This window comes from Pinirhizobacter sp., assembly GCF_036499745.1.
Taxonomy (GTDB): Bacteria; Pseudomonadota; Gammaproteobacteria; order Xanthomonadales; family Rhodanobacteraceae; genus Pinirhizobacter.
In genome coordinates, this window is sequence record NZ_DASYDG010000038.1 from 39,851 (window position 1) to 54,750 (window position 14,900).

Below are 14,900 nucleotides of genomic sequence, written 5' to 3' on the forward strand. Positions count from 1 at the left end.
GGTATGCTTGCCAGCATGCACCCCATTCGCCTCGTGCCCTGTGCCGCCCTTGTCGTCCTTGCCGGCTGCGGCATTCAGCGTAGTTCCGTGGTCTTCGAGCCCGCCGGCCAGGCAGGCTCCCAGGTCATCACGCCTGTTTCGCGACCGCCGCCGCCGGGCGGCAGCTACCGCGTCACCAAGGGCGATACGCTCTACAGCATCGCCTTCCGCAACAAGGTCGATTTCCGCGAACTGGCTCGCTGGAACAATATCGAGGCGCCGTACACCATCTGGCCCGGCCAGGATTTGCGACTGGCGCCGGCTGACCATCGCGCCGTGGCCGCGGCAGCCGCGCATGCCCCTGCGCCGGGGCAGGTTGCCGCACCGCCGCCATCCTCCCATGGAAATCCATCGGCGCAGGGCGCGGCGCCCGTGGTCGCTGCGGCGCCGCCGGCCGCATCGTCCGCGGGCAAGGCATCCGCGCCGGTGTTCGAGCCTGCCACCGACGAACCCGCTCCCCCGCCCCCGCTGCCGCCCGATGCGCCAGTGTCGGCGGCCAGCACCGTCGTGGTTGCCGGCGTCGGCACGCTGCCGGCCACGCCGACCCAGGCGGCCAAGGGCGCGCCGCCAGGCGTGGCCGCCCCGGCACCAAGCGTGGATGCTTCAACGCCCACCATTGCCTCCGGCGCCACGCGCACGGCCAGTGGCATCACCTGGCGCTGGCCGGCGGATGGTTCGCTGATAAAGAAATTCAGTTCAGGCGATGCCATTCCTGGTGTCGAGATCGCCGGCAAGGGCGGCGATCCTGTCCGCGCTGCGGCCGATGGCGTGGTGGTGTACAGCGGCAATGGCCTGGTTGGCTATGGCGAGCTGGTGATCATCAAGCACAACGATTCCTTCCTGTCCGCCTACGGTCACAACCGCAAGCGTCTGGTAAAGGAAGGCGAACACGTGAAGTCGGGCCAGCAAGTGGCCGAGATGGGCAACAGCGGTGCCTCGCGCGACGAACTTCAGTTCCAGATCCGCAAGGATGGCAATCCGGTGGATCCGCTGAGTTACCTGCCGCCGTCGAAGTAGGGCTTTAAGTTCCTGCAAGCACGAACGCGGCCACCACACGCCGGCCTTCACCGGCGAGCAAGCTGTACGTGCGCGCCGCGGCGGCATTGGTCATGGCCTCGATGCCGATCCCGAGCTTCAGGAATGTCGCCATGATTTCACCGGAGGGGAATGCCTGGGTTTCACCGGTGCCCAGCAGGAAGATTTCCGGCTTCAGGGCCAGTACCGCCTGCATGTCCGCCACGGTGGCCGCCTTCACGTCGGTCACCGGCCAGTCCTCCATGACCTGGTCCGGGGCCAGCAGCAGGCTGCTGTGGAAGTCACGGTCGACGATGGTGACCAGGCCCGGCCCGACACGACGGACGAACAAATAGCTACCGGGATGATCGAACGACAGTTCCATCGCAGCGGGGCGCCTAGCGGGGCAGGGCGATCTTCGGATCGTCGTTATTGCGCAGGAAAACCACCGCAACCGAGCCGATCTGCTGTACAGCTTCGGCGCCGGTGGCGCCAAGCAGGGTATCGAGCTGCTCCTGGCGTTCGTCTTTGTCCCCCCCGGAAAGCTTGATCTTCACCAGCTCGTGATGGGCCAGGGCCAGGCCCAATTCCTTGGACACGGCCTCGGTGGCACCCTTGTTGCCGAGCAGGATTACCGCCGGCAGATCGTGCGCGAGGGACTTCAGGTAACGGCGCTGACTTGACGAAAGGGGCATGTGTTCAGGTTCGAAGTGCGGGGGCGTGACCGCTAAGGGTATCATGGCCTCCACGCCGCTCCTCCAAGTCCCGCCTCATGGCCCGCAGTAAAAGCAGTTCCTCATGGCTGAAGGAACACTTCGACGACCCTTACGTCAAACGCGCCCAGGCCGAGGGGGTGCGTTCGCGCGCCGTATATAAGCTCGAGGAACTGATCGACAAGGACAAACTCCTCAAGCCCAACATGCGTGTGGTCGATCTTGGCGCCGCCCCCGGGGGCTGGTCGCAACTGGTGCGTCGCCGCATGGGTGAGACCGGAACCGTACTTGCCATGGACATCCTGCCGATGCAGGGCCTGGGCGGGGTGGATTTCCTCCAGGGCGATTTCCGGGAAGAAAGCGTGGTGCGTACGCTTGAAACCATGCTCGAAGGGCAGAAAGTCGATCTTGTGCTGTCGGACATGGCCCCCAATATGTCCGGTGTAGCCCTGGCTGATCAGATCCGCGCCATGGACCTGGCCGACATGGCCCGGGATTTCGCCCTCGACTGGCTTAAGCCCGGGGGAGCCTTCCTGGTCAAGTTGTTCCAGGGGGCAGGGTTCGATGAGTACCTGCGCAGCTTGCGCGCCGACTTCAGTCGCGTGACGATGCGTAAACCGAAGGCCTCCCGAGCCCGTTCTCGTGAGGTCTATGCGCTTGCCGTGGGGTTGAAGACCCCCGGCCGGCAACCGAGCGAGAACCGCGCATGAATGAAATGGCAAAAAACCTGTTGCTCTGGCTGATCATCGCGGTGGTGTTGCTCACCGTGTTCCAGAGCTTCAGCCCGCATAGCGGCTCGTCGCAGGACATGTCGTACTCCACCTTCGCCCAGGCCGTAGACAACGGCAACGTGGCCAATGGCACGATCACGGCCACCGTGCCTGCCACCATCACCGGCAAGCTCAAGGACGGCGCCTCGTACCGCACCGTGATCCCGGCCGTGGGCACCAGCACCAACGACATCGTCAAGCAGTTGAACGCCAAGGGCGCCGATATCCGCCAGGATCCGGCTGACAGCGGCTTCAGCTTGCTGGGGCTGCTGATCAACTGGCTGCCGATCATCATCTTCGTTGCCGTCCTGATCTGGTTCATGCGCCAGATGCAGCAGGGTGGCGGCGGACGCGGCGCCATGAGCTTCGGCCGCTCCCGCGCCAAGCTGCAGGGCGAGGACCAGGTCAAGGTCAACTTCGCCGATGTCGCCGGCTGCGACGAGGCCAAGGAAGAAGTGGGCGAGCTGGTCGAATTCCTGCGCGACCCGGGCAAGTTCCAGAAGCTCGGCGGCAAGATTCCCCGCGGCGTGCTGATGGTCGGCCCGCCCGGTACCGGTAAAACCCTCCTTGCCAAGGCGATCGCCGGCGAGGCCAAGGTGCCGTTCTTCTCCATCTCCGGTTCCGACTTCGTCGAGATGTTCGTCGGCGTCGGCGCCAGCCGCGTGCGCGACATGTTCGAGCAGGCCAAAAAGCACGCGCCGTGCATCATCTTCATCGACGAGATCGACGCCGTGGGCCGCCATCGTGGCGCGGGCCTGGGCGGCGGCCACGACGAGCGCGAGCAAACGCTCAACCAGCTGCTGGTGGAAATGGATGGTTTCGAAGGCACCGAGGGTGTCATCGTGATCGCCGCCACCAACCGTCCGGACGTGCTCGATCCGGCCCTGCTGCGTCCGGGCCGTTTCGATCGTCAGGTCGTGGTGGGCTTGCCGGACGTGAGGGGCCGCGAGCAGATCCTGAAGGTGCACATGCGCAAGGTGCCTACGGCGACCGACGTCGATGCCATGACCATCGCCCGCGGCACGCCCGGATTCTCGGGTGCGGACCTTGCCAACCTGGTCAACGAGGCAGCGCTTTTTGCCGCCCGCGAGGGTAGCCGTGACGTACGCATGGCCCACTTGGACCGTGCCCGCGACAAGATCCTGATGGGCACCGAGCGCCGCTCGCTGGCCATGAGCGACGATGAGAAAAAGCTTACCGCCTACCACGAGGCCGGCCACGCCATCATCGGCCGCCTGGTGCCCGAGCACGATCCGGTCTACAAGGTCACGATCATCCCGCGCGGTCGCGCGCTGGGTGTCACCATGTACCTGCCCGAGGGCGACCGCTACAGCATGAACCGCGTGGCGATCGAATCGCAGCTGTGCTCGCTATACGGCGGCCGCGTGGCCGAGGAAATCATCTTCGGCGCCGACAAGGTCACCACGGGTGCCTCCAACGATATCGAGCGTGCCACCAAGATGGCGCGCAACATGGCCACCAAGTGGGGCCTGTCCGATGAACTCGGGCCCATGTCCTACGGCGAGGACGAGGACGAAGTGTTCCTGGGCCGTTCGGTTACCCAGCACAAGAATGTGTCCAACGAAACCGCACGGAAGATCGACGAAGTGGTGCGTCACATCCTTGACCGCGCCTACGCGAAAAGCAAGGAACTACTCACCACCAACATCGACAAGCTGCACAAGATGGCCGATGCCCTGTTGCAGTACGAGACCATCGACGCGCGCCAGATCGACGACATCATGAACGGCCGCGAGCCTGGCCCGCCGGCCGACTGGGAGAGCAAGGACAAGCCCAGCCCGACGCCTCCGCCGCCGCCCAAGGGCGACGCGGGGTCCACCCTTGGCAAGCCCGCCACGCAAAGCTGATAAAGACAAACGGCGACCCTCGGGTCGCCGTTTCTTTTCTAAACCGATGCAAAAAAGTTCACATAAAAGTGTTGACGCATCGGGCCGAACCCTGAATAATTCCGCTTCTTGGTTGACCGGCACCTCACGGCGCAGGCCAACCAAATCGTTTTAGTGCGCCCGTAGCTCAGTTGGATAGAGTACCAGGCTACGAACTTGGTGGTCGGGAGTTCGAATCTCTCCGGGCGCACCATTTTTAAGAGACAGGCGAGGCGGCTGTTTTTTGTCTCGTTGGTGGCTTCTAAGCAGGCCATCGGTAAAAGTTGTTCGATGTGGTGTCCGAGTTTCAGGCAGATTGGATTGACGGGGTGTGTTACTACCCTTAACATTTGAAGGCTTGTTTCGCGGTCGCGAACGATGGTTTCGAATGTCGGGGTATAGCTCAGCCTGGTAGAGCGCCAGCTTTGGGAGCTGGATGTCGAGAGTTCGAATCCCTCTGCCCCGACCAAGCGTTCGCTCCGTGGTAAGAGTCTGCGCCTGTAGCTCAACCGGATAGAGCATCGGCCTTCTAAGCCGACGGTTGCAGGTTCGATTCCTGTCGGGCGCGCCACACGAAGTTTTACGGTGGACGTAGTTCAGCTGGTTAGAGCACCGGATTGTGATTCCGGATGTCGTGGGTTCGAGTCCCATCGTCCACCCCATTTTGGTAAAATGTTTCAAAGGGCCGTTAGCTCAGTTGGTAGAGCAGTTGACTCTTAATCAATTGGTCCAAGGTTCGAATCCTTGACGGCCCACCAACTTGAAAAGGCACCTGGAGAAATCCAGGTGCCTTTTTCTTTGAATGGCTATCGGCCATGCCGCATCGTTTGAGCCAACGATGGCACTGCTGTAGATTTCACGGTTTGACACGCTCGCGAATGTGCCGGGCCAGAGGGACGCCCGATGATCATTCAAGACCCCGTGGCTATACGCGGGGAGCGAGTACTGCCGGCCTGGGTGCTGGGGTCGATGGTGGCGATCTATATTCTGGCCGCGCTCAATGTGAGCCTATGGTCGGAAGTGCGCGAAGCGCTGTCAGCATCGCGAGGCACGGCGGGATTTTATGCCTTGAGTGTGACGGTTTGTTGTCGGCTTGTCGGCAACCTGATGCTGACCCTCGCCCTGGTCACCTGGCCGCGCATCGGCAAACCCTTGCTGGCCATACTGATCCTTTTGTCGGCAGCGAGCGCTTACTACGCCGACACCTTCGGCGTGCGTCTGAACGAAGACATCATCCAGAGCATCTTCGAGACGCAGCGCGCCGAGGCGATGGCCATGATCACCCCGGCCTCAGTGGGCTGGATCGCCCTGTTTGGGGTGTTGCCGGCCGTGCTCGTGCTGGTTGTACCGATTCGCTTCATGTCACGTTGGCGAAGCCTTGGCTGGCGTACCGCCATCGTGGTGGGGGCCGCCGTGCTGATGCTGGTGCCGCCCATGCTTGCCGGCCGCAACTACATTTACTTTGAGCGCAATCACCGCGTGATGTACGAGGTGTTCAATCCCTACGCGGCGCTTAGCGGCACGTTCCATCACCTGCAGCACGACGTCTTCCAGCCAAAAAAGACGATCACGCCGATCGGTACCGATGCCACGTTGGCTCCCGCTGCAACTATGGCGCCCCGCAAGCGGGTGGTCGTGCTGGTGGTGGGTGAGACGGCGCGGGCGGAGAACCAGTCATTGCAGGGTTACGCGCGTGAAACGAACCCCGAGATGAAGCGCGCCGGTGCCATCTATTTCAGCGATGCATGGTCGTGCGGCACGGCCACCACGGTATCGGTGCCGTGCATGTTCTCGAACATGACGCGCGAGAAGTTCGTCAAGCCCGTGGCCAAGGCCCACTGGAACGCCCTGGACATACTGCAGCACGCCGGCGTTGACGTGTTCTGGCGCGACAACGATGAAGGCTGCAAGGATGTCTGCGCGCGATTGCCCAACGACGACCTCACCAACGGCAAGGTCGCCGGCTTGTGCGACGCAGACGGTTGCCTGGATGAGGTGCTGGTGGCCGACCTGCCCGAACGCCTGGCCCGCATGCGCTCGCCGGCGCTGTTGGTACTGCACATCAAGGGCAGCCATGGCCCAGCGTATTTCCAGCGCTACCCCGCGGCCTTCAATCTCTTCAAGCCGGGCTGCGATACGGCCGAGGTGCAGACTTGCACCTATATGCAAGCGGTGGCGAGTTACGACAACACCATCCTGTATACCGACCACATCCTGGGCCGGGTGGTGGATGCATTGAAGGCGGTTCCCGAAGTCGACAGCGCGATGATGTACCTCTCCGACCACGGCGAATCGCTGGGCGAGAACGACATCTACCTCCATGGCGCCGACTGGGACACCGCGCCCACCCAGCAGAAGCACATCCCGATGCTTCTGTGGCTGTCGCCGGCCTGGGTGCGCGACGCAGGGGTGCGCATGGACTGCATGGCGCAGCGTCGCACACTGCCGGCGAGCCAGGACAATCTTTTCCACACCTTGCTGGGCTTTTTCGGCACCCGCACGACCGTGTACCGGCCGGAACTCGACCTGCTGGCCGGATGCCGCGCCGTCACTGGATGAGATGGCCGGGCAATTGAACACAGTTGTGGCGCGGTGGCGATGGGAACGCTGCATCGGCGATCGACGATACCTGCCAAGACCTGCGCGCCGGCCATTCGATCAGAGGATCATGGCCTGCATTGCGGCGCGCGCAAGGAACCCGCTTCGCGTCTCTCCGTGTGCCTTGGCGAAGGCATCGATCGTTCCGAGAAGGCGTTCGGGAAGCGTGATGTTCAGTCGCACGGCTTTGCCGTTGAGTTTGGCCAGGTCGACATCGGCGAGTGCCCATGTCCATCCCTTGAAGTCCCGACGCTTTATCAACGCCGCGAGCTGTGATGGTTGCGGGATTGCTTCGCCTCGCTCCAGGTATTCCTCGAGTGCGAGGAGGATTCCGTCCTCCGCGTTGGCAATCGCTTCTTCGAGCGTGTCGCCTGCGCTAAAAGCGCCTGGTACATCAGGTACCACGACGCCGAACGCCGTTGTGCTGTCGCCGGGCTCGATGGCAATGGGATATCGCATGCTCTTGCTCCAAACCACAGTTACTAAAGGCGGGCTTGTTTGAAAATGGCCCGAATGAGGCCCTTTCCCAAGTCGCGGCGAGGGTGAGGGACAACCGTCCACCGTCCGTCCGCATGACGCAGTTTGTGGTGACTGCCCTTCGTAGAGATCACGATGAATCCGTGCGATCTGAGTAGGCGTATCAAGTCTGCGCTACTTATAGTGTGTATCTTACACATCAATGCTACAGCCGTCCATGATCGCCGTGTCGGCATTTGCGTTCTTCCAATGTAGGCAAGTACGTCTTAGAAGCGGTATCAGTGCTCGCCGCGCTGTTTGTCGTCCGCTGTAAAGCGCGGCGTAGTACAAGCATTCCGTCTTGTGCCCGTCCGGCCCCACCCCTAGAATCGCGGCGCTGAAACAGCGAAACCATCCGCGGCCTCAAAGGGGCAGGGTGGCCAGTCGTTTCAAACCCCATGCGAAAGTGGCGGAATTGGTAGACGCACCAGATTTAGGTTCTGACGGGGTAACCCGTGGGGGTTCGAGTCCCCCCTTTCGCACCAGATGTTTCCTTGGCGGATTTCCCCGCATCGTCGGCGAAGGGTTTTTGTTCGACCCGGCCGCCCACACCCCGTCAAATACGGGATTTGATATCCTAAGCGGCTGGGGTGGAGGTCACTTCGTGGCGATCTAACGATCGCTTTAACGTAAGCGATTGAATTTATTCATATACACATACGGCGGCCCTGGGCCGCTTTAGCGCCTGCGCAAGCAGGTGGTTTGCAGGAGTCGTCATGCAGGTTTCGGTTGAGAACGTCAGCAAGCTCGAGCGCAAGATCACGGTCACCTTTCCGGCCGATCGCCTTGAGTCCCAGGTCAGTGCGCGCATCGCGGAAATGGGCCGGACGGTCCGCCTGAAGGGCTTCCGCCCGGGCAAGGTACCGCTGAACGTGATCAAGCAGCGTTTCGGCGCGCAGGTCCACGGCGAGGCGCTTTCCGAACTGATCGGCAGCACGCTGCGCGAAGCGGTGGAGAAGGAAAACCTCCGTCCGATCGCGAATCCGTCGGTCGAGACCACCGGCAATGCCGAAAATGGCGAGATCGCCTACACCGCCACCTTCGAAATCATGCCGGAATTCCCGGAAATCGACGTCGCCGCGCTGGAAATCAGCCGTCCGGTGGCCACGGTGTCCGATGCCGACATCGACAAGATGATCGAAACCCTGCGCCTGCAGCGCCGCAGCTTCGACGAAGTGTCCCGCGCCTCGGCCGAGGGCGACTTCGTGATGTTCGAATACTCCGCCCAGGCGGGTGACTACCGCTTCCCGGCCGAAGGCCTGGAGCGTGCGGGCAGCGTGCTGGGCTCGGGTAACCTGTTCAAGGCGCTCGACGATGCCCTCACTGGCCGTAGCGCCGGCGACGAGGCCGAAACCGAGATCGAATTCCCGGCCGATTTCCGCAATACGGACCTGGCCGGCAAGAAGGCCCAGGTCAGCCTGAAGATCATCAAGGTGCAGGCACCGAACCTGCCCGCCGTGGACGCCGATTTCGTCAAGGCCTTCGGTGTGGTCGATGGCGACATCGAAACCTTCCGCAAGGAAGTGCGCGCCAACCTTGAGCGCGAGCTCAAGGGCACCCTGATGGGCCGCCTCAAGGCCGAAGTGGCCGAGAAGCTCGCCAACGCCTATCCGGATCTGGACGTGCCCAACCTGATGGCCCAGGGCGAGGCCCGTTCGATGGCCGCGGGCAGCGTGCCGCGTGGCCAGGAGCCGCCGGCGGAGCTGGTCGCCGCCGCCGAGCCGGTCGCCCGCAAACGCGTGGCCGCCGCATTGCTCATGGGTGAAATTGCCCGCAAGAACGAGATCCGGGTCGACCGCAACCGGATGGCCGAGATGCTCACCACCATCGCCTCGACCTACGAAGAACCCGAGAAGGTCATTGAGTTGTATAACGGTGATCCCCAGCTTATGTCGGGCCTGCAGAACCGCGTGATGGAAGACCAGGTAGCCGAGTGGGTGGCCGAACACGCCAAGACCACGGAGCAACCCCTGAGCTTCGACGAGGTCATGCGCCCGGTCGGCGGCTAAACCGTCGAGCTGGGTTCGGGCACTAACCTCACCGGAGCGCACTTACATGTCCATGGACCCCATCCAGAGCCTCAACCTGGTGCCCATCGTCGTCGAGCAGACCGCCCGCGGCGAGCGCTCCTACGACATCTACTCGCGCCTGCTGAAGGAGCGGGTGATCTTCATGGTCGGTCCGGTCGACGACTACATGGCGAACGTCGTGGTGGCCCAGCTTCTGTTCCTTGAATCGGAAAATCCCGACAAGGACATCAACCTTTACATCAACAGCCCCGGCGGTTCGGTCACGGCGGGCCTGGCGATCTACGACACCATGCAGTTCCTGAAGCCCGATGTCAGCACCATGTGCATCGGCCAGGCAGCGTCCATGGGCGCCCTGCTGCTGTCGGCCGGTGCGGCGGGCAAGCGCTACTCCCTGCCGCATTCCCGGATCATGATCCACCAGCCCTGGGCTGGCGGCATTTCCGGCCAGGCCACCGACATCGAGATCCACGCCCGCGAGATCCTCACCATGCGCGAGCGCCTCAATGCCATCCTGGCGCAGCACACCGGCAAGCCGGTCGAGCAGATCGCCAACGACACCGAGCGCGACCGTTTCATGAGCGCGGCCGACGCCCAGACCTACGGGCTGATCGACTCCGTGCTTGAAAAGCGGACTGTTGAAACCATTAAATCTGCCTGATTTTCAGTAATTTAAGGCGGCACCCCGACCCTGGTCCCAGGGTTGGGACGCTGTGCTATTCTCAATACGTACCTCGATCCGACGCAGGACCAACAGCATGAGCGACGAGCGGCAGAGCCGTTCCAACGACAGCGGCAAGATTCTCTACTGCTCCTTCTGTGGCAAAAGCCAGCATGAAGTGCGCAAGTTGATTGCCGGTCCCAGCGTATTCATCTGCGATGAATGCGTTGAACTCTGCAACGACATCATCCGTGAAGAACTCGAGGAGAAAGCCGCCTCCGGTCGTACGCAGCTGCCCAAGCCGCGTGAGATCATGGAAACGCTCGACCAGTACGTGGTCGGCCAGACGCGCGCGAAGAAAGCCCTGTCGGTGGCGGTCTACAACCACTACAAGCGCATCGAGTCACGCCAGAAGGCTGATGAGGTGGAGCTTGGCAAGTCCAACATCCTGCTGATCGGGCCCACCGGTTCGGGCAAGACACTGCTTGCCGAAACGCTGGCGCGCCTGCTCAACGTGCCGTTCACCATCGCCGATGCCACCACGCTCACCGAAGCTGGCTACGTGGGCGAAGATGTCGAAAACATCATCCAGAAGCTCCTGCAGAAGTGCGATTACGACGTCGAGAAGGCTCAGTCGGGCATCGTCTACATCGACGAAATCGACAAGATCTCCCGCAAGAGCGAAAACCCGTCGATCACCCGTGACGTATCGGGTGAGGGCGTGCAGCAGGCATTGCTCAAGCTCATCGAGGGCACCTTGGCCTCGGTGCCGCCGCAGGGTGGCCGCAAGCACCCGCAGCAGGAATTCCTGCAGGTCGATACCCGCAATATCCTGTTCATCTGCGGTGGTGCCTTTGCAGGCCTGGAGCGCGTGATCCAGCAGCGTTCGGACACCACGGGCATCGGCTTCGGCGCCGAGGTGCGCAGCAAGGAGCGCACCGAGAACGTCGGCAAGCTGCTGTCGGAAGTGGAACCTGCCGATCTGGTGCGTTTCGGCCTGATTCCGGAGTTCGTCGGCCGCTTGCCAGTGGTCGCCACGCTTGATGAACTGGACGAACCGGCCCTGGTGAAGATCCTCACCGAGCCCAAGAATGCCGTCACCAAGCAGTTCAAGCGTCTGTTCGACATGGAAGGCGCGGAGCTGGAATTCCGTCCCGAGGCACTGGCCGCCATTGCCCGTCGCGCCCTGAAGCGCAAGACGGGCGCCCGCGGACTGCGCACCATTCTTGAGCAGGTATTACTCGACACCATGTACGAGCTGCCCTCGCTCGAGCACGTAAGCAAGGTGGTGGTCGACGACGCAGTCATCGATGGCCAGGCCGAGCCTTACCTGATCTACCGCGGAAACCTGCAACAGCAGCGGGCGATCGGCGGTGCGGAAGGCGGCGGCGACGCAGCGTAACATCAGCTTGCATCGGCAACTCCTTGAAGGCCCCGGTGTTTCGCCGGGGCCTTTTTCTTGGGTGCCGCGGCCTTGAGTCGCATGCGTATCACCACCACTTGACGCTGATGGGGCGGCCGGTTCAGTGTCGGAACCGAGAGCCCCCGGCCTTTCTTCCATGGAGCCCTAGATGGCAAAGAACCAACCCGTTCCCACCAGCGGTGCCGCCCTGGATGTCCTGCCGGTATTGCCGCTGCGCGATGTGGTGGTTTATCCGCACATGGTCATCCCGCTGTTCGTCGGCCGCGACAAGTCCATGCGCGCACTTGAGCGCGCGATGGAAGGCGAGCGACAGATCCTGCTGGTGGCGCAGAAGAGCCCGGACATCGACGATCCGGAAATCGCCGACCTGCACACCACCGGTACCCTGGCTGGTGTCCTGCAGCTGCTCAAGCTTCCCGACGGCACGGTGAAAGTGCTGGTGGAGGGGCAGTCGCGCGTGGATGTGCACGATTATGTCGATGAATCGGGCATGCTCAGTGCGCAGGCGCGCGTGATCGAGCCTATCTACAGCACCAATGAGCGCGAGCTCGATGTGGTCTCCCGTTCGCTGGTATCGCTCTTCGAGCAACTGGTGAAGCAAAGCCGCAAGCTTCCGCCGGAAATCCTGGCCACCCTTTCGGGCATCGACGATCCGTCCCGCCTGGCCGATTCCATTGCAGCCCATCTTTCCGTGCGCATGGCGGACAAGCAGCGCGTGCTGGAAACCGCCGACGTCGGCCAGCGGCTGGAACTGCTGATCGGCCTGGTCGATGGCGAGATGGACCTGCAGCAGGTCGAAAAGCGCATCCGTGGCCGCGTGAAGTCGCAGATGGAGAAGAGCCAGCGCGAGTACTACCTCAACGAGCAGATGAAGGCCATCCAGAAGGAACTGGGTGAAGGCGAGGAAGGCGGCAACGAGATCGAGGAACTGCAAAAGAAGATCGAAGCCGCCGGCATGCCCAAGGCTGTGCTTGCCAAGGCCAAGAACGAATTCAACAAGCTCAAGCAGATGTCGCCGATGTCTGCCGAGGCCACCGTGGTCAGGAATTACCTTGACTGGCTGGTCGGCGTGCCGTGGAAGAAGCGCAGCAAGGTCCGCAAGGATCTCGCGCTCGCCCAGGAAGTACTCGATGCCGATCACTTTGGCCTGGAAAAGGTCAAGGAGCGCATCCTGGAATACCTGGCCGTGCAGCAGCGCGTGAACGCCATGAAGGGCCCGATCCTGTGCCTGGTCGGCCCGCCCGGCGTGGGCAAAACCTCGCTCGGCCAGTCCATTGCCAAGGCCACCAACCGTAAGTTCGTCCGCATGTCGCTGGGCGGCGTGCGCGACGAGGCCGAGATTCGTGGCCACCGCCGCACCTACATCGGTTCCATGCCCGGTCGCATCGTGCAGAACCTCAACAAGACCGGTACCAAGAACCCGCTGTTCGTGCTGGACGAAATCGACAAGATGTCGATGGACTTCCGCGGCGATCCGTCGTCAGCCCTGCTCGAAGTGCTCGATCCGGAACAGAACCATGCCTTCAACGACCATTACCTGGAAGTCGATCTCGACCTCTCCGAGGTGATGTGGATCGCCACGGCCAATTCGCTCAATATTCCCGGCCCGCTGCTCGACCGTATGGAAGTGATCCGCATCCCCGGTTACACCGAGGATGAAAAACTCGCCATCGCGCAGAAATACCTGTTGCCCAAGCAGCTCAAGGCCAATGGCCTGAAGCCCGAAGAACTCAGCGTGAAGGAAGACGCGCTGCGCGACATCGTGCGTTACTACACGCGCGAATCGGGCGTGCGTAATCTCGAGCGCGAGATTTCCAAGATCTGCCGCAAGGTGGTCAAGGAAATCACCCTGCGCGCGTCGGCCAAGGCGAAGAAGCCGGTCAAGGGCAAGGTGGTTTCGAAGGCCGTCGCCGTGAAGTCGGTCGTGGTGTCGGCTTCGGGCAAAGCCAAGGTGGAGTCCGCCAACCTCGACCATTACCTCGGCGTGCGCCGGTTCGACTTCGGTCGGGCGGAACTGCAGAACGAAGTGGGCCTGGTCACCGGGCTGGCCTGGACATCCGTTGGTGGCGACCTCCTCAGCATCGAAAGCTCGGTGCTGCCGGGCAAGGGCAGGCTGGTGCATACCGGCCAGCTGGGCGATGTCATGAAGGAGTCCATCCAGGCGGCGCTGTCGGTGGTGCGCGCCCGCGCGTCATCACTGGGCATCGATCCGGACTTCCATCAGTCGCTGGACATCCACATCCACGTGCCTGAGGGCGCCACGCCCAAGGACGGGCCCAGTGCCGGCATCGCCATGTGTACGGCGCTTGTGTCCACGCTCACCGGTATCCCGGTGCGCTCTGAAGTAGCCATGACCGGTGAAATCACCTTGCGTGGCCGCGTGCTGCCGATCGGTGGCCTGAAGGAAAAATTGCTGGCGGCCCATCGCGGCGGTATCACCACGGTGATCATCCCGGAAGAGAACAAGAAAGACCTGGCCGACATCCCGGACAACATCACCGGATCGCTTGAGATCTTCCCGGTGAAATGGATCGACGAGGTGCTGAACATCGCGCTGGAGCGTCCGCCGCGTCCGCTGGAAGCGAAGACCGGCGATGGCGCGACGGTGGAAAACAAGAAGGACGATGGCAAGGCGGCGCCTTCGCTTACGCACTGATCCTTACCTTCATTTACGTTCCCAAACCCGGGAAAAAAGGGAGGCATGCCAACGGCATGCTTCCCTTTTTTGTTACGTTAACGTCCGCGCCGAACGTGCACGCGGGCTGAAAGCGTTGGTACATCTCGTATTGCGGGTGCCGGGGGGCGCTGGTATAAAGGTCCGACCGCTAGCACCCAGCGCCCGCGCAGCAAGCGCAACGGCGGCCCGCGAAGTTCCCTGCGCGAACTGCTGGCCGTCCTGGTAGCCCTGGTATGGTTCTCGTCCCGAATACACCGCGGACTCTTTCACGTGATAAGGAATAACCAATGAATAAATCCGAATTGATCGCCGATCTCGCCGAGCGCGCCGAGCTGTCCAAGGCCGACGCCGGCCGCGCCCTCGAAGCGCTGATCGAAGCCGTCAAGGCCAGCCTGCACAAGGGCGAGGATGTCTCCCTGGTGGGTTTTGGCACCTTCACCGTCCGCAACCGTGCCGAGCGCACCGGCCGCAACCCGCGCACCAACGAAGAGATCAAGATCCCTGCCTCCAAGGTGCCGGCATTCAAGGCTGGCAAGGCGCTTAAGGATCACCTAAACTAATAGGTCAGGTCTGCCT

General features: G+C 62.3%; 13 protein-coding genes and 6 tRNA genes. 15 read left to right on the forward strand and 4 right to left on the reverse strand.

Going from position 1 to position 14,900, the window contains the following annotated elements; genetic code table 11:
- Positions 1 to 3: 3 nt before the first annotated feature.
- Complete coding sequence (locus VGM61_RS13730) at positions 4 to 1,056, forward strand: peptidoglycan DD-metalloendopeptidase family protein (protein WP_331523460.1); 1,053 nt, start codon at positions 4 to 6, stop codon at positions 1,054 to 1,056.
- Positions 1,057 to 1,060: 4 nt separating this feature from the next.
- On the opposite strand, the gene VGM61_RS13735 is transcribed toward VGM61_RS13730, so the two are convergent.
- Both VGM61_RS13735 and VGM61_RS13740 read right to left on the reverse strand, forming a co-directional pair.
- On the reverse strand, positions 1,061 to 1,438 hold the full coding sequence (locus VGM61_RS13735; RefSeq protein ID WP_331523401.1) for an Mth938-like domain-containing protein: 378 nt from the start codon (positions 1,436 to 1,438) through the stop codon (positions 1,061 to 1,063).
- 13 nt (positions 1,439 to 1,451) lie between these two features.
- Complete coding sequence (locus tag VGM61_RS13740; protein ID WP_331523402.1) at positions 1,452 to 1,748, reverse strand: YhbY family RNA-binding protein; 297 nt, start codon at positions 1,746 to 1,748, stop codon at positions 1,452 to 1,454.
- 77 nt (positions 1,749 to 1,825) lie between these two features.
- On the opposite strand from VGM61_RS13740, the gene rlmE reads away from it, so the two are divergent.
- From rlmE to VGM61_RS13780, 8 genes are all read left to right on the forward strand, one after another.
- Positions 1,826 to 2,476 (forward strand): 23S rRNA (uridine(2552)-2'-O)-methyltransferase RlmE, encoded by a 651-nt coding sequence (rlmE, locus tag VGM61_RS13745; protein WP_331523403.1) that lies wholly within the window; start codon positions 1,826 to 1,828, stop codon positions 2,474 to 2,476.
- Positions 2,473 to 4,404: an ATP-dependent zinc metalloprotease FtsH gene (ftsH, locus tag VGM61_RS13750; RefSeq protein ID WP_331523404.1), complete on the forward strand. Its 1,932-nt coding sequence runs from the start codon at positions 2,473 to 2,475 to the stop codon at positions 4,402 to 4,404. Before rlmE ends, ftsH begins: the two co-directional genes overlap by 4 nt.
- 155 nt (positions 4,405 to 4,559) lie before the next feature.
- Positions 4,560 to 4,636, forward strand: a tRNA-Arg gene (locus VGM61_RS13755).
- A 178-nt stretch (positions 4,637 to 4,814) separates the two neighbouring features.
- A tRNA-Pro gene (locus tag VGM61_RS13760) sits at positions 4,815 to 4,891 on the forward strand.
- A 25-nt stretch (positions 4,892 to 4,916) separates the two neighbouring features.
- A tRNA-Arg gene (locus VGM61_RS13765) sits at positions 4,917 to 4,993 on the forward strand.
- 14 nt (positions 4,994 to 5,007) lie between these two features.
- Positions 5,008 to 5,084, forward strand: a tRNA-His gene (locus tag VGM61_RS13770).
- 20 nt (positions 5,085 to 5,104) lie between these two features.
- Positions 5,105 to 5,180: transfer RNA gene (locus VGM61_RS13775), tRNA-Lys, on the forward strand.
- A gap of 145 nt (positions 5,181 to 5,325) precedes the next feature.
- Entirely contained in the window at positions 5,326 to 6,981 is a 1,656-nt protein-coding gene (locus VGM61_RS13780) for a phosphoethanolamine--lipid A transferase (protein WP_331523406.1), read from the forward strand.
- 99 nt (positions 6,982 to 7,080) lie between these two features.
- Here VGM61_RS13780 and VGM61_RS13785 read toward each other — a convergent pair whose 3' ends face one another.
- Entirely contained in the window at positions 7,081 to 7,479 is a 399-nt protein-coding gene (locus VGM61_RS13785; RefSeq protein ID WP_331523407.1) for a type II toxin-antitoxin system HicB family antitoxin, read from the reverse strand.
- Positions 7,480 to 7,502: 23 nt separating this feature from the next.
- Positions 7,503 to 7,733: a type II toxin-antitoxin system HicA family toxin gene (locus VGM61_RS19550; RefSeq protein ID WP_414694876.1), complete on the reverse strand. Its 231-nt coding sequence runs from the start codon at positions 7,731 to 7,733 to the stop codon at positions 7,503 to 7,505.
- Positions 7,734 to 7,936: 203 nt separating this feature from the next.
- Here VGM61_RS19550 and VGM61_RS13790 point away from each other — a divergent pair.
- The 6 genes from VGM61_RS13790 (at position 7,937) to VGM61_RS13815 (ending at position 14,884) form a co-directional block, all read left to right on the forward strand.
- A tRNA-Leu gene (locus tag VGM61_RS13790) sits at positions 7,937 to 8,021 on the forward strand.
- Between the two features lie 231 nt (positions 8,022 to 8,252).
- Positions 8,253 to 9,545: a trigger factor gene (gene tig / locus VGM61_RS13795; protein WP_331523408.1), complete on the forward strand. Its 1,293-nt coding sequence runs from the start codon at positions 8,253 to 8,255 to the stop codon at positions 9,543 to 9,545.
- A gap of 52 nt (positions 9,546 to 9,597) precedes the next feature.
- Positions 9,598 to 10,224, forward strand: coding sequence for an ATP-dependent Clp endopeptidase proteolytic subunit ClpP (gene clpP, locus VGM61_RS13800; RefSeq protein WP_414694880.1), 627 nt, complete (start codon positions 9,598 to 9,600; stop codon positions 10,222 to 10,224).
- A 97-nt stretch (positions 10,225 to 10,321) separates the two neighbouring features.
- Entirely contained in the window at positions 10,322 to 11,626 is a 1,305-nt protein-coding gene (gene clpX / locus VGM61_RS13805) for an ATP-dependent Clp protease ATP-binding subunit ClpX (RefSeq protein WP_250625774.1), read from the forward strand.
- A 169-nt stretch (positions 11,627 to 11,795) separates the two neighbouring features.
- Positions 11,796 to 14,303, forward strand: a complete 2,508-nt coding sequence (gene lon / locus VGM61_RS13810; RefSeq protein ID WP_331523410.1) for an endopeptidase La — start codon at positions 11,796 to 11,798, stop codon at positions 14,301 to 14,303.
- Between the two features lie 308 nt (positions 14,304 to 14,611).
- The gene (locus VGM61_RS13815) at positions 14,612 to 14,884 is read left to right on the forward strand and encodes an HU family DNA-binding protein (RefSeq protein WP_331523411.1); all 273 of its coding nucleotides are present in this window, start codon (positions 14,612 to 14,614) and stop codon (positions 14,882 to 14,884) included.
- The last annotated feature ends 16 nt before the right edge of the window (positions 14,885 to 14,900 follow it).

What these genes read in the sequence shown, in the direction of transcription:
- clpP (WP_414694880.1), top strand. Translation starts at nt 9,598, where the DNA reads ATGGACCCCATCCAGAGCCTCAACCTGGTGCCCATCGTCGTCGAGCAG.
- VGM61_RS13780 (WP_331523406.1), top strand. Translation starts at nt 5,326, where the DNA reads ATGATCATTCAAGACCCCGTGGCTATACGCGGGGAGCGAGTACTGCCG.
- rlmE (WP_331523403.1), top strand. Translation starts at nt 1,826, where the DNA reads ATGGCCCGCAGTAAAAGCAGTTCCTCATGGCTGAAGGAACACTTCGAC.
- VGM61_RS19550 (WP_414694876.1), bottom strand. Translation starts at nt 7,733, where the DNA reads ATGCCGACACGGCGATCATGGACGGCTGTAGCATTGATGTGTAAGATA.
- VGM61_RS13815 (WP_331523411.1), top strand. Translation starts at nt 14,612, where the DNA reads ATGAATAAATCCGAATTGATCGCCGATCTCGCCGAGCGCGCCGAGCTG.
- clpX (WP_250625774.1), top strand. Translation starts at nt 10,322, where the DNA reads ATGAGCGACGAGCGGCAGAGCCGTTCCAACGACAGCGGCAAGATTCTC.
- ftsH (WP_331523404.1), top strand. Translation starts at nt 2,473, where the DNA reads ATGAATGAAATGGCAAAAAACCTGTTGCTCTGGCTGATCATCGCGGTG.
- VGM61_RS13730 (WP_331523460.1), top strand. Translation starts at nt 4, where the DNA reads ATGCTTGCCAGCATGCACCCCATTCGCCTCGTGCCCTGTGCCGCCCTT.
- lon (WP_331523410.1), top strand. Translation starts at nt 11,796, where the DNA reads ATGGCAAAGAACCAACCCGTTCCCACCAGCGGTGCCGCCCTGGATGTC.
- VGM61_RS13735 (WP_331523401.1), bottom strand. Translation starts at nt 1,438, where the DNA reads ATGGAACTGTCGTTCGATCATCCCGGTAGCTATTTGTTCGTCCGTCGT.
- VGM61_RS13785 (WP_331523407.1), bottom strand. Translation starts at nt 7,479, where the DNA reads ATGCGATATCCCATTGCCATCGAGCCCGGCGACAGCACAACGGCGTTC.
- VGM61_RS13740 (WP_331523402.1), bottom strand. Translation starts at nt 1,748, where the DNA reads ATGCCCCTTTCGTCAAGTCAGCGCCGTTACCTGAAGTCCCTCGCGCAC.
- tig (WP_331523408.1), top strand. Translation starts at nt 8,253, where the DNA reads ATGCAGGTTTCGGTTGAGAACGTCAGCAAGCTCGAGCGCAAGATCACG.